General features: G+C 64.1%; 16 protein-coding genes and 1 pseudogene. 8 read left to right on the top strand and 9 right to left on the bottom strand.

What is annotated here, in order from left to right; all coding sequences use genetic code 11:
- Window positions 1-218: 218 nt before the first annotated feature.
- From AWY79_RS11515 to AWY79_RS11505, 3 genes are all read left to right on the top strand, one after another.
- Window positions 219-1,637, top strand: coding sequence for a biotin carboxylase N-terminal domain-containing protein (locus tag AWY79_RS11515; protein ID WP_078063761.1), 1,419 nt, complete (start codon window positions 219-221; stop codon window positions 1,635-1,637).
- 4 nt (window positions 1,638-1,641) lie between these two features.
- Window positions 1,642-3,888 carry a carboxyl transferase domain-containing protein gene (locus tag AWY79_RS11510; protein WP_066803902.1) on the top strand — a complete coding sequence of 749 codons (2,247 nt, stop codon included), beginning with the start codon at window positions 1,642-1,644 and terminating at the stop codon, window positions 3,886-3,888.
- A 253-nt stretch (window positions 3,889-4,141) separates the two neighbouring features.
- Window positions 4,142-6,367 (top strand): GGDEF domain-containing protein, encoded by a 2,226-nt coding sequence (locus AWY79_RS11505; protein WP_233490912.1) that lies wholly within the window; start codon window positions 4,142-4,144, stop codon window positions 6,365-6,367.
- Between the two features lie 393 nt (window positions 6,368-6,760).
- Here AWY79_RS11505 and ettA read toward each other — a convergent pair.
- From ettA to AWY79_RS11460, 9 genes and pseudogenes are all read right to left on the bottom strand, one after another.
- Window positions 6,761-8,442, bottom strand: a pseudogene (gene ettA, locus AWY79_RS11500) (energy-dependent translational throttle protein EttA).
- Between the two features lie 37 nt (window positions 8,443-8,479).
- The gene (locus AWY79_RS11495; protein WP_066803897.1) at window positions 8,480-9,310 is read right to left on the bottom strand and encodes a 2-oxoacid:ferredoxin oxidoreductase subunit beta; all 831 of its coding nucleotides are present in this window, start codon (window positions 9,308-9,310) and stop codon (window positions 8,480-8,482) included.
- Window positions 9,311-9,326: 16 nt separating this feature from the next.
- Window positions 9,327-11,012: a 2-oxoacid:acceptor oxidoreductase subunit alpha gene (locus AWY79_RS11490; protein WP_066803894.1), complete on the bottom strand. Its 1,686-nt coding sequence runs from the start codon at window positions 11,010-11,012 to the stop codon at window positions 9,327-9,329.
- Window positions 11,013-11,081: 69 nt separating this feature from the next.
- On the bottom strand, window positions 11,082-11,588 hold the full coding sequence (locus AWY79_RS11485) for a ferritin (RefSeq protein WP_066803891.1): 507 nt from the start codon (window positions 11,586-11,588) through the stop codon (window positions 11,082-11,084).
- Window positions 11,589-11,768: 180 nt separating this feature from the next.
- Complete coding sequence (gene recD2, locus AWY79_RS11480) at window positions 11,769-13,973, bottom strand: SF1B family DNA helicase RecD2 (RefSeq protein ID WP_066803888.1); 2,205 nt, start codon at window positions 13,971-13,973, stop codon at window positions 11,769-11,771.
- A gap of 12 nt (window positions 13,974-13,985) precedes the next feature.
- Window positions 13,986-14,591 (bottom strand): recombination mediator RecR, encoded by a 606-nt coding sequence (gene recR / locus AWY79_RS11475; RefSeq protein WP_066803884.1) that lies wholly within the window; start codon window positions 14,589-14,591, stop codon window positions 13,986-13,988.
- Between the two features lie 127 nt (window positions 14,592-14,718).
- Window positions 14,719-15,030, bottom strand: coding sequence for a YbaB/EbfC family nucleoid-associated protein (locus AWY79_RS11470; RefSeq protein ID WP_066803881.1), 312 nt, complete (start codon window positions 15,028-15,030; stop codon window positions 14,719-14,721).
- Between the two features lie 24 nt (window positions 15,031-15,054).
- Window positions 15,055-16,902, bottom strand: a complete 1,848-nt coding sequence (gene dnaX, locus AWY79_RS11465) for a DNA polymerase III subunit gamma/tau (RefSeq protein ID WP_066803874.1) — start codon at window positions 16,900-16,902, stop codon at window positions 15,055-15,057.
- A gap of 129 nt (window positions 16,903-17,031) precedes the next feature.
- Entirely contained in the window at window positions 17,032-17,955 is a 924-nt protein-coding gene (locus tag AWY79_RS11460; protein ID WP_066803871.1) for a branched-chain amino acid transaminase, read from the bottom strand.
- A gap of 219 nt (window positions 17,956-18,174) precedes the next feature.
- Here AWY79_RS11460 and AWY79_RS11455 point away from each other — a divergent pair, with 219 nt between their 5' ends.
- From AWY79_RS11455 to AWY79_RS11435, 5 genes are all read left to right on the top strand, one after another.
- Window positions 18,175-19,386: an aminotransferase class I/II-fold pyridoxal phosphate-dependent enzyme gene (locus tag AWY79_RS11455; protein ID WP_066803868.1), complete on the top strand. Its 1,212-nt coding sequence runs from the start codon at window positions 18,175-18,177 to the stop codon at window positions 19,384-19,386.
- Window positions 19,387-19,388: 2 nt separating this feature from the next.
- Window positions 19,389-20,687: a homoserine dehydrogenase gene (locus tag AWY79_RS11450; protein WP_066803865.1), complete on the top strand. Its 1,299-nt coding sequence runs from the start codon at window positions 19,389-19,391 to the stop codon at window positions 20,685-20,687.
- Between the two features lie 12 nt (window positions 20,688-20,699).
- Window positions 20,700-21,899 (top strand): cofactor-independent phosphoglycerate mutase, encoded by a 1,200-nt coding sequence (locus tag AWY79_RS11445; protein WP_066803862.1) that lies wholly within the window; start codon window positions 20,700-20,702, stop codon window positions 21,897-21,899.
- On the top strand, window positions 21,899-22,309 hold the full coding sequence (locus tag AWY79_RS11440) for an acyl-CoA thioesterase (protein ID WP_066803859.1): 411 nt from the start codon (window positions 21,899-21,901) through the stop codon (window positions 22,307-22,309). Before AWY79_RS11445 ends, AWY79_RS11440 begins: the two co-directional genes overlap by 1 nt.
- An 86-nt stretch (window positions 22,310-22,395) precedes the next feature.
- Window positions 22,396-23,181, top strand: coding sequence for an amidohydrolase family protein (locus AWY79_RS11435; protein ID WP_066803856.1), 786 nt, complete (start codon window positions 22,396-22,398; stop codon window positions 23,179-23,181).
- The last annotated feature ends 4 nt before the right edge of the window (window positions 23,182-23,185 follow it).

The following is a 23,185-nucleotide window of genomic DNA, read 5'->3' as shown; positions in this document are numbered from 1 at the left end:
TACATTGACAATTATGAAAAACATTGCCGGATAAATGTTGCCGGACCGACTTTCTACACATTTTTTAGTCAAAAATCCACAGCAAATAATTAAAACGGCTGTTTCAAGTTAATTATATGATATTACAGGACAAACACCATTTTAAAAAATTTGCAAGATACCGGAAGAAACGCTATTTAGACCCCCGCTAAAACCACACCACCAAAAGAGAATATAACGTGAGCATCGACGGACACAAAGTACTGATCGCCAACCGGGGCGAAATCGCGGTCCGGATCATGGAGGCCTGCGCCGATCTCGGCCTGGACTTCGTGGCCTTGTACACCGCTGAGGACGCCGCTTCCGGTCACCTGGACGTCGCCCGCCGACTGGGCGGCGATAAATCCCTATACCGCATCCACAACTACCTCGACGCCGGGGACATCCTGTCCGTGGCCGACGAGTCCGGCGCCACCGCCATCCATCCCGGATACGGTTTCTTTTCCGAAAACTACCGGTTCGCCCGCCGCGTGACGCAGCGCGACCGTTCCATGAATTTCATCGGCCCCTCCTGGGAAGTGATCCGGGACCTGGGCGACAAGATCAACACCAAGCGGATCGCGCGCGCCCTGGGCGTACCCACGGTCCCCGGCTCCGACCGGGCCATCTATGACGAGTTGGAGGCCGAGGCCATTGCCGAGAGCCTCTTCGAATTCCAGGTCAAGATGGGCATCAAGAAGCCCGTGGTCCTGGTCAAGGCCTCGGCGGGCGGCGGCGGCATGGGCATCGACGAGTGCGAGGACATGGCCCGCTTCCGCCAGACCTACCGCCGCATCCGCAACTACAGCCTCCGGACCTTCAACGACGAGGGCGTGCTCATCGAGCAGCGCGTCTTCAACTTCAATCACCTGGAAGTGCAGATCGTGTCCGACCGGTCCGGGACCAACCCGGTCCACTTCGGCACCCGCAACTGTTCGGTGCAGTCCCCCGGCCTGCAAAAGCGCATCGAAGTGGCCCCCGGCTTCTGGCCCGAAGGGCTCTCCTACTCCTTTGACGCGGCCAAGGTCCTGGACGACATCACCGGCTATTCCCTGTCCATCGCCAAGGAGATCAAGTACGACAACGTCGGCACCTGGGAATGGATCGTGACCCCGAACGGCGAGCCGTTCCTGATGGAGGTCAACACCCGCATCCAGGTGGAGAACGGCGTTTCGGCCTGCATCGCCTCGGTCCGGGGCGACCGGGACGTGAACCTCATCCGCGAGCAGATCCGCATCGGGCTGGGCGAGCCGCTGGGCTACACCCAGGACGACGTCTCCTTCGACGGCGTGGGCATTGAATACCGGCTCATCGCCGAGGACACCACGAGCGGCTTCGCACCCTGGGTCGGTCGCATCGAGGAGCTGAAATGGACCGGACGCGACTGGGTCACCATGCACACCCACGTCCCGCTCGACCGCGCCTACCAGATTCCGACGGAGTACGACCCCAACCTGGCCCTGGCCATCATCTGGGGCAAGGACCTCGCAGAGGCCAAGCAACGGGGACTCGAATTCCTGAACGACCTCAAGCTCAACGGCGCGGACTCCGCGGGCCAACCCATGAAGTCGAACATCCCGTTCCTCATCGAGAAAACCGCAAACCTCCTCGAATTCTAAGCCTATGAATATAGAAAAAACACTGCAGGCGCTGCTCGGCCGGGTCAATTACGCCCGCGAGATCCTGGGCAACAAATCCCGTCCCGAACTGGACGCCTTTGCCAAGGAAATCGCCGAATTCCCGGAGAAGAACAGCGACCTGCCCGAAGACGCGGCCGTCCGCGCCGTGGAGTCCCTGGACAACCGGCTGACCACCATGGAAGCCGCCATCGACGCGCAGCTCACGGCCATGGACAAGGTCCGCATCGTGCGCCATCCGCAACGGGCGAGCCTCAAGGACATCCTGGAAAACGTCTACGACAACTATACCGAGATCGGCGGTCAGGACGAACACTCCATCGACCCCGGCATGCTCATCGCCCGCGCCTACATAACCCGCAGGCGCGGCAAGAAGATCATCAACCAGCCGGTCATGGTCGTGGGCCAGGAAAAGGGCCACGGCGAGGAGTTCCGCAACGGCGGCTCCATCAAGCCCTGGGGCAACTCCAAGGCGCTGAAATACATGAAGGTCGCCGCCCTTGAGCAGATCCCCATCCACGCCTATGTGAACACCCCCGGCTCCTACCCGGTGGAGGACTTCCCTGGCGCGGCCCAGCAGATCGCCGAGAACATCTACGAGATGGCCGGACTGGACGTGCCCATCGTGGCCATCTTCTCCGAGGGCGGTTCCGGCGGCGCCGAGGCCATCGGCATGGCCGACAAGCGGCTGATGCTCTCCCACGGTTACTATTCGGTCATCTCGCCCGAAGGCGCGGCGGCCATCGAGGGCCGCATCAAGAGCACCGAGCGCGCCCCGGTCGAGCTGATCGAGTCCTGCGCCCTGGCCCAGCGGATCACCGCCCAGGACAACCTGGCGGGCGGCTACATCGACGAGATCATCCAGGAGCCGCCGCTGGGCGCCCGCGCCGACCACTTCGACTTCTACAAGCGCGTCCGCGAGCAGGTCATCCGCGCCACCGACGAGGTGGCCCTGAGCGTGCGCGGCGTGCGCCTGTTCCGCGCCGTGGCCCTGCGCCATTTCAAGAAAAACACCGACGTCATCGTCCGCTGGTCCCTGAACGAAAAGGCCCGCGAGCGGCTTGTCGCCAAGCGGTTCCGCAAGTACCGCCGCATGGCCCAGGGGGCCTACCAGGACAACCGCTCCCTCATGGAGAAGCTGAGCGCCACCAGCTCGGGCATCGTCTCCAACACCGCGAGCATCGTCCAGTACGGGCTGATCAAGCCGTTCAAGCACCGCATCGGGCGGATCACCGAGGAATTCCTGGACGAAGTCCACGTGATCACCGCCAAGGTGGACGCCTTCTTCCGCTCCGCCCTGAAGAAGGTGGGCGTGACCTCCTTCCAGGACAAGCAGAAGGAGATGGAGCTGACCGGGCTCTCCAAATCCGAGCCCGAGGCCGTGCCGCTGACCAACGGAACCGGCTACGTCTCCCCCCAGGCCCGCGAAGACCGCGAGATCTCCTGCCCGCACTCAAAGAAGCGCGGCTGCCTGGATATCTGGGCGCGCGACCTGTTCACCGACTACGCGGGCGTCTGCCCCAACTGCGGCTACAACTTCCCCATGGAGTACCAGTGGTATCTCCACAATGTCTTCGACCAGGGGTCCATTCGCGAGTTCAACCGGGACATCGCCTCGGGCAACCCCACGAACTTCCCCAACTTCGAGGCGCGCGTAAACGCCGCCAAGGAAAAGACCGGGCTGCAGTCCAGCTGCCTGACCTTCAACGCCTCCCTTGAGGGGCTGCGGCTGACCTGCGCCACCCTGGTGGCCAACTTCCGCGGCGGCTCCGTGGGCGCCGCCGAGGGCGAAAAGTTCATCCGCGCCCTGGAGCTGGCCCAGACCAAGCACCAGCCGTTCCTGGCCTACATCCACGGCACGGCGGGCATCCGCATCCAGGAGGGAGTCAACGGCCTCATCCAGATGCCCCGCGTAACCATGGCCGTGCGCCGCTACATCGAGGAAGGCGGCCTGTACATCGTGCTCTACGACACCAACTCCTACGCCGGTCCCGTGGCCTCGTTCCTCGGCTGCTCCCCGTACCAGTTCGCGGTGCGCTCCTCCCGGATCGGTTTCGCCGGTCCCGGCGTCATCAAGGAGACCACCGGCCTGGAGATTCCGCCCAACTACCACAACTGCTACAAGGCCCTGTCCAGGGGCCACATCCAGGGCGTCTGGAGCCGCAAGGACATCCGCAAGAACCTGCACCAGGCGTTCCTGACCATCGGCGGCCGCAACCTCTACTACCGGTAGCCGCCATCCGTCCCGAATGACACAAGGGCAGCCCCGAAGGGCTGCCCTTTTTCGTGCTGAAACAAAAATTCAAGCCCGCCGTCACCCGACGGTAACAACCTATTCCTTCCAGCATGTATCAACAGCGGTGGTTCGTGTCGTTCGACACACGGAATGGCTTGCCTTCGTTGCCAATTTTCATCCTTTCAACCAACCAGGCGTTGCCAAAAGCCCGGATCGGACACAGCCCCGGGAGCAAGGACTGAAGATGCATATGGAACTACCGACGGAGCTTCTCTCCAAGTTCAGAAGAGGGTCCATCCTGACCCAGACCCTGATCTTGATCACCATCACCGACTACGCCAAACTTCGGGAGATGTACGGGCAGAGCTTCGTGGATTTGCTGGAAAAGGAACTGCGGGATTCCCTGGCCGCCACCGCCGCCGGGAACAGCTCCCGGAACACCGAGATTCTCCGGCTCGAGGCGGGCAAGGCAGCCCTCCTCGTGCCCCAGGACAACAACCCCGCCGACATAGCCTACGAATACAAGATCCAGGCCCAGAAAGACCTGGAGCCGACCATGCTCCGCCACACCGGGCTGGGCATCGAGCTGGGCATGGGGTTCGCCCCGGTCAGCTCCGGCCGGTCGGGCGAGGACTGGGGAACGGCGCTGGGCCGCGCCCTGCGTCTGGCCCGGCGCATGGAGAGCCGCCCCCTGGACATGAACGAGCTGTCCATCGCGGGCCGGTTCAACACCATTTTGGTCCAGGGCTGGGTCTCGGCCCACTACCAGCCCATCCTCGACTTCCGCACCGACACCATCCTCGGCTGGGAGGCCCTGGCGCGCGGGCCCGAGGGGTCCACCTTCCGCTCCCCGGTCATGCTCTTCCAGACCGCCGAAGAGCTGGGCAGGCTGTTCGCCCTGGAAAAGCTCTGCCGCGAAGCGGCCATCAGCAACGTGGGCGAACTCAAGGACGGCCAGAAACTGTTCCTGAACATCCATCCCAAAACCATGGCGGACCCGGACTTTTCCCCCGGCCAGACACTGGAGCTGATGGAAAAATACAACCTGACCCCGGACAACATCGTCTTCGAGATCACCGAGCAGCATTCCGTCCAGGACTTCGACCTCTTCTACCGCACCCTGGCCCACTACCGCAGCCAGGGATTCCAGATCGCCGTGGACGACGCGGGCGCGGGCTACGCGGGGCTGACCCTCATCGCCGAGCTCCAGCCCGACTACATCAAACTCGACAAATCGCTCATCGACGACATCCACAAGGACCCGGTCAAGCGCGCCCTGGTGGAGACCACGGCCACCTTCGCCGACAAGATCGGCTCGCGGATCATCGGCGAGGGCATCGAGAGCCGCGACCAGGCGGTCTGCCTCAAGGATATCGGCGTGCACTGCGGCCAGGGCTATTTCCTGGCCCACCCCTGCTGCCCCAAGCCGGACGTGAACGAGGAATGCCACCAGCTCAAGACCGTGGGCGACATCGCCAGCAACATCATCTGCTCGCCCCCGGTGGGCGACCTGGCCAAGGCCCCCCACGCCGTGGAAACGGACTGCCTGGTGTCCACGGCCCATGACTTTTTCCGCAAGACCGACACCTTCACCAACATCGTGGTGGTCAAGGATAACGTGCCCAAGGGGCTGGTCATGGAATACCACCTCAACCGCCAGCTTTCCTCGCAGTTCGGCATCGCCCTGTACCACAAGCGGTCCATCGACGCGGTCATGGACAAGAGCCCGCTCATCGTGGACATGGACATGCCCGTGGAGCAGGCCGCGCGCACGGCCATGAAACGGGAGCACATCAAGACCTACGACGACATCATCGTGACCAAGAAGGGACAGCTCTACGGGGTGGTCACGGTCCAGGACCTGCTCAACGTCCTGGCCAAGATCCAGGTGGAGATGGCCAAGGGAACCAACCCGCTCACCGGCCTGCCCGGCAACGTGGCCATCGAGCAGGAGGTGGAATCACGAATCAAGCAGAAACGATCCTTCAGCATCATCTACGGCGACCTGGACCACTTCAAGGTCTACAACGACACCTACGGGTTCAAGAACGGCGACCGGATCATCAAGCTGGCGGCGGACATCATGTCCTGGGCCACGCGCAAACACGCGCCCCAGGACGCCCGGTTGTGCCACATCGGCGGCGACGACTTCGTGCTCATCACCCCGCCCGACGCGGTACAGAGGCTGTGCAAGTCCATCACCCGCTGTTTCGGGCGGCTGGTCCGCAACTGCTACTGCCAGGAGGACCAGCAGCGCGGCTGGATCAAGGCCAAGGGGCGCGACGACAAGGAACGGGAATACCCGCTGGTGACTATCTCCCTCGGCGTCATCGAGATCGACGGCCCCTGCTCCCTGATGGAGATCGGCGAACGCGCCGCGCACATCAAGAAATACGCGAAGTCCATCCCCGGAAACTCCGTGGCCATCGACCGCCGCCCGGCCGTGGGCAAGGTCGATGCAGCCGTGTGCAAATGATATTTTCCTGAAGCCGGACTTGATGGCCGCTGCACGGCTATGGGGGGATCAGGCCTCCGGCGGCCAGGGCGCTGCCCTGGACCCGCTTAAGAACCTCTTGAAAGAGGTTCTTAAGAATCTCCAGAACTTTTTATAGCCGCTTCGCGGGGATTAAGGGCATGACTTCTTGCTTTTACGCCTAATCTCGCTTCAGTCGGAATTTCGCCCCCAAAAGATTTCTTTTGCCTCGCACTCCGCGAAGCGGCGCTAAAAAGTTTAGGAGGGATGAGGGGATGGGGGGCCGGGGGAAGGGGAGAAGGGAACCCTTCTCAAAGGGTTCCCTTCTCCCCTTCCCCCGGCCGCCGGAGGCATTCAAACAAAAGGGCCGGTACAACCGGCCCTTTTGTTTATCGTCTATCGGGTGAGTCTGCGGAACTTCAGCCGGTGCGGCTGGTCCGCGTCCGCGCCGAGGCGCTTCTTGCGGTCCGCGTCGTAGTCGGAGTAGTTGCCCTCGACCACGACCACCTGGGCGTCGTCCTCGAAGGCGATGATGTGGGTGGCGATGCGGTCCAGGAACCAGCGGTCGTGGCTGATGACCAGCACGCAGCCCGCGAAGTTCTCCAGCCCGTCCTCCAGGGCGCGCATGGTGTTCACGTCCAGGTCGTTGGTCGGTTCGTCGAGCAGCAGCACGTTGGCCCCGGACTTGAGCATCTGGGCCATGTGCACGCGGTTGCGCTCGCCGCCGGAGAGGACGTCCACCTTCTTCTGCTGGTCGGAACCGGCGAAGTTGAAGCGGGAGCAGTAGGCGCGGGCGTTGATCTCGCGGTCGCCCAGCTTGATGAACTCCGCACCGCCGCTGATGATCTCGTACACTGTCTTGCCCGGCACCAACGAGGCGCGGTTCTGGTCCGCGTAGGCCAGCTTGACCGTGGAGCCCAGGGTCAGGGTGCCGGAATCCGGCTGCTCGTCGCCCACGATCATCTTGCACAGGGTGGACTTGCCCGCGCCGTTGGGGCCGATGATGCCCACGATGGCGTTGGGGGGCAGGATGAAGTTGACGTTCTCCATGAGCAGCTTGTCGCCCATGGACTTGGTCACGTTCTCGGCCACCACCACCTGCTTGCCGAGGTGCGGTCCCGGCGGAATGTAGATCTGCAGATCGTCCGCCAGCCGCTCGGATTCGTGGGAGAGCATGGACTCGTAGGCGTTGATGCGCGCCTTGGACTTGGCCCGCCGTCCCTTGGGGGACATGCGAATCCACTCCAGCTCGCGCTCCAGGGTCTTCTGGCGGTCCTCCTCCTGCTTGCCCTCCTGGGCCAGCCGGTTCTGCTTCTGTTCCAGCCAGGAGGAATAGTTACCCTTCCAGGGGATGCCGCGGCCGCGGTCGAGCTCCAGAATCCAGCCCGCCACGTTGTCCAGGAAGTAGCGGTCGTGGGTCACGGCGATGACCGTGCCGGGGAAGGAGGACAGGAATTTCTCCAGCCAGCCCACGGAGTCCGCGTCCAGGTGGTTGGTGGGCTCGTCCAGGAGCAGGATATCCGGGGCCTGGAGCAGCAGACGGCACAGGGCCACGCGGCGACGCTCGCCGCCGGAGATGACCGACACCGGGGTGTCGGCCGGGGGCAGCGCAGGGAGTCCATGGCCATTTCGAGCTTGGAATCGATGTCCCAGGCGCCCTTGGCGTCCATGAGCTCCTGAACCTGGCCCTGGCGTTCGATCAGGGCGTCCATTTCGTCGGCTTCCATGGGCTCGGCGAACTTCTCGTTGATGGCGTTGTACTCGTGGACCACGGCCATGACGTCGGCCACGCCCTCCTCCACCACCTCGCGCACGGTGCGCGTCTCGTCCACCAGCGGCTCCTGCTCCAGGTAACCGACGGTGTACCCGTCCTTGACGTGAATCTCGCCATCGAACTGGGTGTCCACGCCAGCCAGAATCTTCAGCAGCGAGGACTTGCCCGAGCCGTTCAGGCCGAGCACGCCGATCTTCGCGCCGTAGAAGTAGGACAGGGATATGTTCTTGAGCACCTCCCTCTGTCCGTGACGCTTGGTCACCTTGTACATCGAGTAGATGATCTTTTCCGCTTCGTTGCTCATTGGAACCTCATTGAAAGTGTCGTTCGGAACAGCCGCACTAGGTATACGACTGCAACACCGCTTTCAAGTCGTTTTTATCGTACTTGTGTTCGGCGAGGCGCTCGCCGTGGCCGAAAACGGGCTTGTCCTCGCGGTAGATCACGCCGAGCGGGATGCGCTCGCCGAACTCCTCGCTCAGGGTCATGGCCGCGGTCCAGTCCGTGGGGTCGTGGTCCTCCAGGATGTAGGTCCGCTCCTTGTACCACGCGTAGGTGTTGACCTTGTTGAAGGACACGCAGGGCTGGAGGATGTCCACCAGGGAGAACCCCTTGTGGTTCACGGCCTCCTTGATGACCGAGACGAGATGGTCCTGCTCGCCGGAAAAGGCCCGGGCCACGAAGCTGGCGCGCATGGCCACCGCGGTGGCCACCGGGTTGAACCCGTCGGAACGGCTGCCTTCGGGCTGGGCCTTGGTCACGTGGCCGCGCGACGAGGTCGGGCTGGCCTGGCCCTTGGTCAAGCCGTAGATCTGGTTATCGTGGACCAGCAGGGTCAGGTCCATGTTCCGCCGCAGGGCGGCCAGGAAGTGGTTGCCGCCCTCGCCGTAGCTGCACCCGTCGCCGGATACGCAGAGCACGGGCATGTCGGGCAGGGCCATTTTCATCCCCTGCGCCACGGGCATGGACCGGCCGTGCAGCCCGTTGAACATGTTGCAGAGCATGTAGTGCGGCAGCTTGGCCGCCTGGCCGATGCCGGAGGACACCAGGATGTCGTGGGGCGCGAGGTCCATGTCCGCCAACGCCTGCTTGAGGCATTTGACGATGGAGAAGTTGCCGCAGCCGGGGCACCAGGACGTTTCGAATTCGCCGAATTGTTCTGTGGAAACCATATTTCTGCTCCCGATGCTAGAGGATTTCGGTCAGGCCCTTAAGGACGTATTCCCAGGTCATGGCGCGGCCGTCGAAGCGCAGGATGCGGTCCTGCGCGAAGAAGCCGGTCTCGCGCGCGACGAGCTGGGCGAACTGCGCGGTGGCGTTGCCTTCCACGGCGATCACCTTGCCCGCGCTCTCCAGGTAGTCCATGAACTGCTCCTCGCGCAGGGGGTAGACCTGCTTGAAGTGGAGCACGCCGAAGGTCTTCTTGGAGTCGATGCGCTCGCACGCCTCCAGGCACGCGCCCAGGGTGGACCCCCAGCTCATGAGGACCACGTCGGCCCCCTCCTCGCCGTAGTAGTCGGGACCGATGACCTCTTCGAACAGCCCGGTCTCCTTGCGCAGCCGCTTGGAGTTCTGGACCGTGCGGTTCTCGGCGTTCTCGGTGATCCGCGAGGATTCGTCGTGCTCGTGGGAGTCGGCCCGGACCAGGGCCTCGGAGTAGCCGGGGATGAGCCGGGGCGAGACGCCGTCGTCGGTCAGGGCGTACCGCTTGTACTCGTCCTCCTTCCATTCCAGGAGCGGGGCCGCGATCTCGGGCAGCCCGTCGAGGTCGAAAAGCTCCTCGTCACGGTAGGAATCGGCCAGGTACTGATCCGAGAGGACGAAGACCGGGGTCTGGTACGTCTCGGTCAGGTCGAAGGCGCGGTGGGTCAGATAGAAGCACTCCTCCGGGTCCGAGGGCGCGAACACCGCCCGGGGGAACTCGCCGTGACCGGCATAGACCACCAGGTTGAGGTCGGACTGCTCGGTGCGCGTGGCCATGCCCGTGGCCGGGCCGGGCCGCTGCACCACCACGCAGACCAGGGGCGTCTCGGACACCCCGGCCAGGCTGATGCCTTCCTCCATGAGCGCGAACCCGCCGCCGGAGGTGGTCACCAACGCCTTGGCTCCCGCATAGGACGCGCCAAGGGCCATGTTCACCGCCGCGATCTCGTCCTCCACCTGCTCGTATTGCAGGCCGAGGGGCGCGCCCTTGCCGATCAGGGAGAGGGCCACGGAGGTGGCGGGGGTCATGGGGTAGAAGGAGACGAAATTGCAGCCCGCAGCCAGTGCGCCCAGGGCGATGGCCTCGTTGCCGTTGACCATCATCCGTCCCTTGCCCGCCTTCGGGGTCCCGTCGAAACCGAACTCGTGGTCCTGTTCCGCCACCCAGTCGTAGGCCTTGCGCAGGACGTCGAGGTTGCCCTGAAGAATCTCGTCCCCCTTCTTGCCGAAGGTCTGGGTCAGGAGCTCCTCAAGGATGGAGATGTCCAACCGTATGGCCCCGGCGAGCACGCCAAGGACCACGATGTTGTAGAAAAGCGGTTTCGGGGCCAGCTCCTTGAAGGGGATGCGCAGCGCGTTGCGGTCCTTGGTGTCCAGGTCGTCCCCGGCCACCACCAGCGCGTTCTTCGCCAGCTCCTCCGAGTGCTTGTCCAGGGTCTCCTCATTGAGCGCGGCCAGGACGTCGATGGTCTCGGTCCCGCTAAGGAGCGGCTCGGTCCCCAGGCGGACGGCGAAGGTGTTGTGCCCGCCGCGCACCCTGGACATGTATTTTTGAGTCACGAGCAGATGATAGCCCGCCCGGACCACGGCCTTGGACAGCAGGCGGCCGATGGTGGCCAATCCCTGCCCGGCGGCTCCGCCGATGACGATGTTGAGGCTCTGTTTTGACATGCCTACCTCCGGTTGCGGTTGCGGAAAGGCCGGGAGAGTCTCCCCTCCCGGCCCGTGAATTCGTCCCTGTTACGCGTTGGTCGGAGGCGTGAACACCCGGGTGCCGAGATCGCGGTCCAGCATGAACAGGCCGCCGCCGTCGCCCACCAGTTTCAGTTTGCCCACGGCGTCGGCCACGGAGTCCTCTTCCTCGACCTGCTCGGAGATGAACCACTGCAGGAAGATGCCCACGGCGTGATTGCGCTCGTCCATGGCCAGGTCGGCGATGCGGTTGATGCGCGCGGTAACGCCCTTCTCGTGCTCCAGGGCCTCCTCGAAGGCCGCCAGCGGGGTCTTCCAGCTGTGCGCCGGGGCGTCGATGGTCCCGAGCTTGGCGTGGCCGCCCGCCTCGTTGATGTAGTTGAAGAAGCGCATGGCGTGGAACATCTCTTCCTGGTACTGGGCGTACATCCAGGCGGCGAACCCGGACAGCCCTTCACTGGCGAAGTGGGAGGACATGGAAAGGTAGATGTGCGCGGAGTAGATTTCCCAATTCATCTGCGCGTTGAGCGCATCTTCCAGTTTCTCGCTGAGCATGACTTACGTCTCCTTGACTTGGTAGTTCGTATGGGGCCGGACAACTGGGGCCCGTTGGTTTCACAATGGATAAGAATAAGCATCATTGCCGAAAAGGCCAGACTATAATCCACCATTTTTCCGGCTGTTTTGCAACCTTTGGGCAAAGGAAACCGCCGGGGCTCCGGCGAGAGGGAGGGATCAGCAGAGCCGGTTTTCGGCGAAGATGGCCCGCAGCCGGTGGGCCAGATGGGTGTTGCGGTTGCCGGCGGTGGCGTTGTTCAGGCCGATCTGGAAGGCGCGGTCCGAACCGATGAGCACGGCCAGCTCGCGGGCGCGGGTCAGGCCGGTGTACAGGAGGTTGCGCTGGAGCAGCATGTAGTGCTGGGTGACGATGGGCATGACCACCGCCGGATACTCGCTGCCCTGGGACTTGTGCACGCTGACCGCGTAGGCCAGCCCCAGTTCGTCCATGTCCGAGGTCTCGAAATGGACCTGGTTGCCGTCGAATTCGATGAGCAGCTCCTGGTCCTCGGGATCGACCTCCAGAATCCAGCCCAGGTCGCCGTTGAACACTTCCTTGTCGTAGTTGTTCTTCAGCTGGATGACCCGGTCCCCTTCGCGGAAGGTGGCGAACTTGCGCTTGATCTCGTGCTTGCCGGGCATGGGCGGGTTGAGCCGCGCCTGGAGCGCCGTGTTCAGGGCCTGGGTGCCGACGTCCCCCTTGTGCATGGGGGTCAGCACCTGGATGTCGCGCAGCGGGTCCAGCCCGTACCGCTCCGGAATGCGCTCGCAGACCGAGTCGAGGATCAGCCGCTGGACCTTGGCCGGGTCCTCCTGGGGAATCCAGAAGAAGTCGGCCTCCGGGGCCTGGCATGGATGTTGTCGGACCATCTGCCCCGCGTTGATCAAGTGGGCGTTGACCACGATGAAGCTCTCCTGGGCCTGCCGGAAGATGTGGGTCAGGACCGAGCACGGCACGCGCTTGGAATCGATGAGGTCGCCCAGGACGTTACCCGGGCCCACGCTCGGCAACTGGTTCACGTCGCCCACCAGGATCAGGCGGCAGGTGTGCGGCAGGGCGCGGAGGATGGACACGAAGAGCTGCGCGTCCACCATGGACGCCTCGTCCACCACCAGCACGTCCGCCTTGAGCTTCTGGTCCTCGCAGTAGTGGAACCCGCCCTCGGGCTGGAACTGGAGCAGCCGGTGTACGGTCTTGGCCGGGTGGCCGGTGGCCTCGGACATGCGCTTGGCCGCGCGGCCCGTGGGCGCGGCCAGCTTGATCTTGAGCCCCAGCTCCTTGAGCGTCAGCAGGATCGCCTTGGTGATGGTCGTCTTGCCGGTGCCGGGTCCGCCGGTGATGATGAAGACCTTGTTGGAGCACGCCTCGAAGACCGCCTCCCGCTGCTCGTCGGACAGGGCGAAGCCGAGCTTCTCCTCCACCTTGGGCAGGGTCTTGTCGATCTTCTTGCGCGACACCGGGGTCGGATGGCTGATGAGCTGGTAGAGGCGCTGGGTGGTCTCGTTTTCAAAGTGAAAGAAATACATCAGGTACACAGCCTCGGAGATGCCCTGCTCGGACAGGTCCTCGATGCGCACCCGCTTCTTGTCCTCCAGGGCGTAGAGGGCCAGCTCCAGCTTCTCGAAGTCCGTGGTGTCGAGCATCCGCGCCACTTCCTCCAGGAGCTTGGGCTTGGGCAGGAAGAGATGGCCGTTGCGTTCGCAGGAGGTCAGCATGGTGTAGGCGATGGCCGCCTCCAGCCGCTGGGAGCAGTCCGGGGCAAAACCGAGCTTCATGGCCATGTTGTCGGCGGTCTTGAAGCCAACGCCCCTGATCTCGTAGGCCAGGTCGTAGGGATTTTCGCGCAGCTTGCGTTCGGCCTGCGCGCCGTAGAGGTGGAATATCTTCCCGGCAAAGGTGGTCGGCACCTGATGGGTCTGGAGGAAGACCAGCAGGTTCTTGATCTCCCGCTGGCGGCCCCAGGACTCGATGATGTCCTTGAGCTTCTTTTTGGAGATGCCCTTGATCTTCAGGAGCCGCTCCGGGTCGTCGTCCAGGATGTCCAGAACCCCGATGCCGAACTCCTCCACGATCAGGGTGGCGGTCTTCTCCCCCACCCCCTTGATGGAGGACTGCAGGAACCGGATGACCCCGTTCTCCGTAGCGGGCCGGGACTCCTCAAAGGTCGAGACCTCGAACTGGCGGCCGAACTTGGGGTGGTTGATCCACCGGCCGCGCAGGTTCAGGCACGAGCCTCCGGCGAGCTCGCCGAGGGTCCCGGTGATGGTCACCTGGCCCGGCTCGTCCTTGGCCCGCACGCGGACGATGGCGTAGCCGTTCTCCTTGTTGTGGTAGATGACGCTGACGACTTCGGCGTCCGGCAGGAGCTGTTCTTCACCCATGGACGGTCCCGGTTAGACCTTCTGCCGGTAGACCAGCGACTGCTTGAGGGTCTCCTTGTCCATGAACTTGACCTCGGCCCCGATGGGGATGCCCTGGGCCAGCCGGGTCACGGCCACGTCCGGGTATTCGGACTCCACCAGGTTCTTGACGTAGGAGGCGGTGGCCTCGGCGTCCAGGGTCGCGCCCAGGGCCAGGATCAGCTCGGAGACCTCACCGCTGTCCAGCCTGCGCCGCAGCCGCTCGATCTCGAGCTGACCGGGATCGATGCCGTCCAGGGGCGAGAGCAGCCCGCCCAGGACCAGATACCGGCCGCGAAACACGCCCATCTCCTCCATGGCCAGGAGCGCGTCCCACTCCGGCACCAGGCAGAGCTGCCCGGCGTCGCGGGTCGAGTCGCCGCAGATGGCGCACGGGGAGGACTCGGCCAGGCAGGCGCAGTCGTCGCACAGGCAGAGCCGTTCGCGCAGCTCGATGATGGACTGCCCCACTCCGGCTGCGCGTTCGCGCGGCATCTTGAGCAGGGTCAGGGCGATGCGCAGGGCCGATTTGGGCCCGATGCCGGGCAGGCTGGAAAGTTGTTCGACCGCTTCCCTGAGCGGTCCGGGGAGATTCTGCAAATGAGCTCCTTACATGAACTCGGATGGTTCGGGAGGACGCAACCGCGCGGACACCCGTCCGGACCCGCACAATGCGCAGGGCCTCGTCGGGCACCGGCCCAGCCTGCGCCCTCCGCCAAGACGGCCCCTAGAACATGCCGGGGATGGAGAGGCCGCCGGTCACGCCCTTCATGGCGTCTTCCTGCATCTCCTTGGACTTCTTGATGGCCTCGTTGGCCGCGGTCATGACCAGGTCCTGGAGCATCTCCACGTCGCCGGACTCCATGACCGAAGGTTCGATGGTCACGGCCACGACCTCCTGTGCGCCGGTGACGCGGACGGTGACCATGCCGCCGCCGCTGGAAGCCTCGACTTCCTTGTTCTTCAGGGCGTCCTGGGCCTCGGTCATCTTGCGCTGCATGATCTGCGCCTGGCGCAGCATCTCGTTCATGCCTTTCATTATATTCTCCTGAACATTACTTTATTATTGTTTTCTGTGACTTACCGAAAGCATCTGGGCATTGAAGGCCTCCATGATCCTGATCACGCCCGGATGTCTCTCCGCCTCTTCCATCAGTTGCTTGTCCGTTTTGGGAACGGCAATATCGCCTGTTTCCACGCGAACCTCAACCGCTGGGCCGAAATATTCTTTTGTCAAGGAATCCAGTGCAGTAAGCGTGGATTTCTCCTTGAGCTGGTCGCACATCGTCCTGGTCTTGCAGGCAATGACCAGGTCGTCCTTGTCGCGCTTGCCCTCGGTCAGGTGGAGCAGGGACACCCTGACCCCGGCCTGGCCGTTGCGCTCCTCCACGAACTTCAGAAACCCCTCCCAGTTCCGGGGACCGGGACCGGGCATTGCCGCCCCGGCGGCTGCGGGGGAAGCCGCAGCCGCGCGCTCGGACAGCGGCGTTGCGTCGGACGGGCCGACCGGCTCGGGTTCCGGCTCGGGCCGGGACGGGACTTGCATTCCGCTCTGTGCCGAGACCGGCCTGGGCGGATTGCCTGAATTCTCCCGCTCGCCGTGGCGGGGCTGCTGGTTGCGGATGGGCGGCGCGCTCTGCTGCACCGGCTGGGGCGGCGCGAACTGGCGTCCGCCGGGGCCACCGCCCGGACCGCCCGGGCCGCCCGGCGCGGAACCGCCGGGACCCTGCATGCCGGGTCCGGACTGCCCTCCGCCGCCCATGGACGGTTTGGGCGCGGAACCGGTGGAGCGCGGCCCCATGGTCTCCAGGTTGATGAGGTCCGGCAGGCTGGTCAGGTTGAGCAGCAGCAGCTCCAGGGCCAGGGCCGGTTCCAGGCTGGTCATGACCTTGCGCTGGCCGTCCAGGGTCATCTGCCAGCAGGCGTGGATGTGGGCGGGCTCGAACTTCGAGGCCCAGTCCATCCACCCCCTGGCCTCCTCGCCGGACAGGCCGAGCAGGGGCAGCGCCTCCTCGCCCGCCTGGCGCAGCAGGAACATGTTGCGCCAGCAGTTGGTCAGCTCGCGCAGGAAGAATCCGAGGTCCAATCCTTGGTCCAGCACCTGCCGGAGCACCTGGCCCACGGCAACGAGGTTGCGCGAATGCATGGACTCCATGAGGCCGAAGAACACGTCCTGGCCCGCCAGGCCGAGGAAGCCGCGCACGTCGGCCTCCCTGAGCACGTCCTCGCCCATGGCCAGGGCCTGGCCGAGCAGGGACATGGAGTCGCGCACGGACCCTGCGCCGCGCTTGGCGATGATCTGGAGCGCGCCCGGCTCGTATTGCAGCCCTTCGAGATCCATGATCTTTTCGAGATGCGCCACCAGTTCGGCCTGGGGCAGCATCTTGAAGGTATAGTGCTGGCACCGGCTGATGATGGTGGCCGGAAACTTGTGGTGCTCGGTGGTGGCCATGATGAAGGTGGCGCGCGGCGGCGGCTCCTCCAGGGTCTTCAGGAGCGCGTTGAACGCCTCCTTGGTGAGCATGTGCGCCTCATCGATGATGAACACCTTGTAGCGGCCCTCCAGGGGAGCGTACCCGATGTCCTCCTTGAGGCGGCGGGCGTCGTCGATGCCGCGGTTGGACGCGCCGTCGATCTCGATGACGTCCACGGCCACGCCCGCGGTGATCTGCTTGCAGTGTGAGCACTGGTTGCACGGCTCGCCCGTGGGCGCGTTCACGCAGTTCAGCGCCTTGGCAAAGATGCGGGCGATGGTCGTCTTGCCCACGCCGCGCGTGCCGGAGAAAAGATATGCGGGCGCGATCTTGTCCTGGGCCGCGGCCCGGGAGAGGATCGATTTTACCGCCTGCTGCCCCGCCACCTCTTCAAAGGTCTGGGGACGATACTTGGCCGTGAGATTGGATGTGCTCATGAGTATGCCTGGAGCTTGCGGCGCGGAAAAGCATTTGCCTGAAAAACAAATCAAAATGGGGAAACCCGACATTCCGCGCCGGATTTCCCCTTGTGTACCAGATGATGGACCGGTTTTCTAGACTTTCTATTAAACCTGGTAGCGGTAGAGCCAGTGCTCGTAGTCCTGGTTTTCGCCCTTGACGATCTTGAAGAACTCGGTCTGGAGCAGCTTGGCCACCGGACCGGCCGCGCCGTTGCCGATCTGGCGGCGATCGATGGAGCTGATGGGAGTCAGCTCGGCGGCGGTGCCGGTGAAGAAGACCTCGTCGGCGGTGTAGAGCATGTCGCGGGTGATGGGCTCCTCGCGGACCTCGTATCCCAGGTCTCCGGCCAGGCTGATGATGGAGTCGCGGGTCAGGCCGCCCAGCACGCCGTCGGTGTGCGGGGTGTAGATGATGTCGTTGAGGACCATGAAGAGGTTCTCGCCGGACCCTTCGGACACGTGGCCGGTGGTGTCGAGCAGGATCGCCTCGTCGTAGCCGTCGGCCACGGCTTCGGTCTTGGCCAGCACGGAGTTGACGTAGTTGCCCGAGGCCTTGGCCTTGGTCATCATGACGTTGACGTGGTGGCGGTTGAAGGTGCTGACCTTGACCTTGATGCCCTTCTCCAGGGCCTCCTCGCCGAGGTACGCGCCCCAGGGCCAGGCCGCGATGATGGTCTCGATGGGGTTCTGTCCGGGATGGACGCCCATGGCGCCCTCGCCCACGAAGACCAGGGGCCGGACATAGGCACCGGCCAGCTTGTTGCGCTTCAGGGTCTCGACGGCGGCCTCGCACAGCTCGTCGGCGGTGTACGGCAGGACCAGGCCGAGGATCTTGGCGGAATTGACCAGGCGGACCATGTGCTCGTGCAGGCGGAAGACCTCGGACGAACCGTCGGCGCACTCGTAGGCGCGGATGCCCTCGAAAACGGCGGTGCCGTAATGCAGGGCGTGGGTCAGGACGTGGACGTTGGCCTCGTCCCAGGGAACCTGTTTGCCGTTGAACCAGATGGTTTCGGATTTCTGAACCATGAAGACTCTCCTTATGTCGTTCCGGCCTGGAGCCGGACACAGTTTCGATGGAAAAATGGACGCTAAAAAAAACTGACCGCGAGGTCAAGACGCAACCGCCAATCTCCTGGATGGACACCTTTGCCAGGCCCACAATATGCCCATTTTTCATTTTGACAGTGCCAGGCACGCAGAGTAAGAAAATTTCCTTGTACTAATACATATTGAGGAGTTTCCACCATGTCACAGTTTGCGAGAGTCGATCGACTGCCCCCGTACGTTTTCGCCCAGGTCAACGAACTCAAAATGAAGCTGCGTCATGCAGGCGCAGACATCATCGACCTGGGAATGGGCAACCCCGACGTGCCCACCCCGAAGTTCATTCTCGACAAGCTGGCAGAAGCGGCATACAAGCCCGGCAACTCCAAGTATTCGGCATCCAAGGGAATCAAAGGCCTGCGCAACGCCATCCGCGACTGGTACTACCGGCGCTACGACGTGTCGCTCGACCGCGACCAGGAGGTCTGCGTGACCATGGGCGCCAAGGAAGGGTTGGCCCACCTCGCCCTGGCCATGCTCTCCCCCGGCGACGTCGTGCTCGCCCCGGACCCGGCCTACCCCATTCATCCCTACGCCTCGATCATCGCGGGCGCGGACGTGCGCCGCGTGCCCATCGGCCCCGGCCAGGACTTCTTCGAAAACCTGGAGACCGCCATCCGGCACACCTGGCCCAAGCCCAAGCTGCTGATCATCAATTTCCCGCACAACCCGACCACCCAGGTGGTGGACCTCTCCTTCTTCCAGCGCATCGTGGACTTCGCCAAGGAGAACGGCCTCTACGTCATCCACGACCTGGCCTACGCGGACTTCGTGTTCGACGGCTACGAGGCACCGAGCTTCCTCCAGGCCGACGGGGCCAAGGAGGTGGGCGTCGAATTCTTCTCCATGACCAAGAGCTATTCCATGGCGGGCATGCGCGTGGGCTTCTGTGCGGGCAACCCGGACATGGTCCAGGCCCTGACCCGCATCAAGAGCTACCTGGACTACGGCATCTACCAGCCCATCCAGATCGCGGCGGCCTGCGCCCTGAACGGCGACCTGGACGCCTGCCCCAAATTCACCGTGGACGACATGGACTGCGCGGTGAAGGAGATCATGGCCGTGTACCAGGACCGCCGCGACGCGCTGTGCGAGGGACTCAACCGCATCGGCTGGGAGGTCACCCCTCCCAAGGCCACTATGTTCCTGTGGGCGCAGATTCCTGAAGAATTCCGGAACATGGGTTCCGTGGAGTTCTCCAAGATGCTCCTGCAGGAAGCCGAAGTTGCAGTCTCTCCCGGCCTCGGTTTCGGCCAGTACGGCGACGACCACGTCCGTTTCAGCTTCGTGGAAAACCGCCACCGCACGAACCAGGCCGTCCGTAACCTGCGGAAATTTTTCGCAAAGGGGTAAGCATGGATCGTATCAGACTCGGCCTGGCCGGTTTCGGCACCGTCGGCTCCGGCCTTGCCAAAATACTCGACATGAATGCGGGGCGCATCGAGAAGCGCCTCGGCAAAAAGATTGAAATAGAAAAGGTCCTGGTCCGCGACCTGAACAAGAAGCGGGCCTTCGATCCCGGCCCGGGCGTGGCGTTCACCGCCGATCCCGCGGACCTGATCAACGATCCGGATATCGACATCGTGGTCGAACTTATGGGCGGCCTGGACACGGCCAGGGACCTGATGCTCAAGGCGTTCGCCGCGGGCAAGCACGTGGTCACGGCCAACAAGCACCTGCTGGCCGAGCACGGCCTGGAGCTGTTCGACGCGGCCGCGAAGAGCGGCGTGGGGCTGATGTTCGAGGCCAGCTGCGCAGGCGGCATCCCCATCGTCCAGACCCTCAAGGAGAGCCTGGCGGGCGACGAGGTCGTCAAGATGCTCGGCATCATGAACGGCACGGCCAACTACATCCTGTCCGAGATGACCACCAAGGGCATGGACTTCGAGACCGCCCTGGCCGACGCCCAGGACCTGGGCTACGCCGAGGCCGACCCGACCTTCGACATCGAGGGGTTCGACACCGCCCACAAGCTGTGCGTACTCATCCGCATGGCCTACGGCGCGGACTATCCCCTGTCCGAGATTCCGGTCCAGGGCATCACCAGCGTGACGCCCATGGACATCGATTTCGCCCGCGAGTTCGGCTACCGCATCAAACTGCTGGCCCACGTCATGGACGTGAACGGCCGGCTGGAGGCGGGCGTGCACCCGGCCCTGGTCCCCTACACCTACCTGCTGGCCCGTGTGGGCGGCAACTACAACGCCGTGCGGTTGGAAGGCAACGCGGTGGGGCCGATCATGCTCCACGGCCAGGGCGCGGGCGACCTGCCCACGGGCAGCGCCGTGCTGGCGGACATCATGAACCTGGCCCGCAAGATGGGCCAGGAGTGCTCCCTGTTCGACAACACCGGGTTCAACAACGCGCCCATCAGGCGGGCGGACATCCTGCCCCCGGAGGAGTCGGAGTCCAAGTACTACTTCCGCTTCACCGTGGCCGACCGGACCGGCGTCATGGCCGCCATCACGCGCTCCATGGCCGACCACAACGTGTCCATCGCCCAGGCGGTGCAGAAGGGTGAAGGCGGGGCCGAAGGCATTCCGCTGGTGATCATCACCCACGAGACCTCGGCCAGGAACGCCGACGCGGTCCTCGCCGCCGTGGACGCCATGGACTTCACCGTAGAACCCTGCGTGCGCTTCAGAATCCTCTAGCCCGGACCGGACATGAAACTTCTCTACCTGATTGCGGACGGCATGGGCGACTGGCCCCTGGACGAACTCGGCGGCAAGACCACCATGGAGGCCGCCGTCACACCGAACATGGACGAGCTGGCCAGGACCGGCATGGTCGGCCTGGCGCAGACCGTGCCCGAGGGCATGGCCCCCGGCTCGGACGTGGCCAACATGGCCCTGCTCGGCTTCGACCCGGCCACCTACCACACCGGGCGCGGCCCCATCGAGGCCGCGGCCCAGGGGCTCGAACTCGGCCCGGACGACCTGGTCTGGCGGCTCAATCTGGTGACCGTCTCCAAGCTGACCATCGACGGGGTCATGCGCGACTACTCCTCCGGCCACATCGCCACCGAGGTCTCCCGGCCCATCGTGGAGCAGCTCCAGAAGAAGCTCGGCAACGAGACCTACGCCTTTTATCCCGGCATCCAGTACCGCCACCTGCTGGTCCAGAAGGACGGCGCGCAGACCGAGGACGCTGGCCTGTTCATCAATCCGCCCCACGACATCACGGACAAGTCCATCAAGCTCGACCTGCGCGCCTTTTCCCGCTCGCCGCAGCTCTGGGACCTGCTCTTCGAGGCGCGCGACCTTTTGGCCGACCGCTCCTTCAACGGCTCCAGGGCCAACTCCATCTGGCCGTGGGGCCAGGGCCGCCCGCTCAACCTGCCCGATTTCAAGGCGACCTTCGGCCTGGACGGCGCGGTCATCTCCGCCGTGGACCTGATCAAGGGGCTGGGCTTCGCCTCGAAGATGTCGGTCATCGACGTGCCCGGCGCCACCGGCCTGCTGGACACCAACTACGAGGGCAAGGTGGACGCGGCCCTGAAATTCCTGGAGGACCACGACTTCGTCTTCGTCCACCTGGAAGGCCCGGACGAGTGCGGCCACGGCGGCTCGGCCCGGGACAAGGTCGAGGCCATCAGCCGGTTCGACGCCCGCGTGGTCGGCCCCCTGCGCGAGGCGCTCAAGGACCGGGACGCGGCCTGGATCGTGACCTGCGACCACTTCACGCCCATCGCCGAAAAGACCCACACCACGGACCCGGTGCCGTTCATCCTGAACGGACCCGGCGCACAGGAGTCCGGCGTGGCCGAGTTCAGCGAAAAGAGCGCGGCATCCACCGGATTGAAGCTGGACAAGGGACACGAACTGCTCTCCTTCGCGCTCAAGACCTTCGGGATGGGTGCGTGATGGCGGACTTTCCGGAACACGACAGCTGGTACACGCACTACGTCTCCTACGGCGAGACGGACGCCATGGCCGTGGTCTACCACGCCGAATACCTGCACCTGTTCGAGCGCGCGCGGAGCAAGTTCATCCGCGACGCCGGGTTGAGCTACCGCGAGGCCGAGGAGCGCGGCATCATGCTGCCCGTGCGCGAGGCCTCCTGCCGCTACCGCACCCCCATCCGCTATGACGAGCGCATCCACGTCCGGGTGGGCATCTCCAAGTGGGGCCGCGCCTCGGTGGAATTCGTCTACGAGATCCGCAACGACGACAAATCGGTGCTCCACGCCACGGGCAAGACGTCCCACGCCTGCGTGAACCACGACGGCAAGCCCGTGGCCATCCCGGGCTGGCTCAAGGAGCTGTTCGTCTAAGACGCGACACCGGCCCGCCCAATCGTTTCAGAATTTTATTCAAACAACTGTTTACACACCCGGCCCCGGACGGGTAAAAACTCCCCATGCGAATCGACGTACACGCTCACGCCTTCAATCCCAAGATCGCCCGCAAGGCCGTTGACCAACTCGAAACCCACTACGGCATCCGCCCGGTGGGCAGCGGCGACGCGGACGACCTGCTCAGGCACCTGGACAAGGCCGGTCTGGACAAGGCCGTTGTCCTGACCGCCGCCACCACCCCTTCCCAGGTGGTCCCGGCCAACGATTGGGCCATCGAACTCAAGGGGCTCAGCCCGCGCTTCATCCCCTTCGGCACCCTGCACCCGGAATACGACCGCAACGCCGAGGAGCTGGAACGGCTGGCGGCCAACGGCATCCGGGGACTGAAGTTCCACCCGGACTTCCAGCGGTTCCGCATGGACGATCCCAAGTTCTACGATCTCATGTCCCTGGTGGACGAGCGGTTCATCTGCCTGTTCCACGTGGGCGACGACCTGCCGCCGGACGAGAACCCGTCCTGCCCCAGGAAGATGGCCGCCCTGCGCCGCGCCTTTCCGAAGCCGCCGATGATCGCGGCCCACTTCGGCGGGCTCAAGCAGTGGGAATACGCCATGGAGCACCTGGCCGGGCTGGACGTCTATGTGGACTGCTCCAGCGTCCTGGATTTCGTGGACGACGACCTGCTGCGCCGGTTGGTGGACGCCTTCACCCCTGACCGCATTCTGTTCGGCAGCGACTACCCCCTGTACGACGCCGAGGACGAGATCAGGCGCATAACCCAGCGCCTCGGCCTGAGCGATGCCCGCGTGGAAGCCTTTCTGAACCGCGCCGGCAAGCTTTTCAGCTGATTCA

The sequence above is a fragment of the Pseudodesulfovibrio indicus genome (assembly GCF_001563225.1).
Classification (GTDB): Bacteria; Desulfobacterota; Desulfovibrionia; order Desulfovibrionales; family Desulfovibrionaceae; genus Pseudodesulfovibrio; species Pseudodesulfovibrio indicus.
This window is presented reverse-complemented; position numbering and strand designations above follow the sequence as displayed.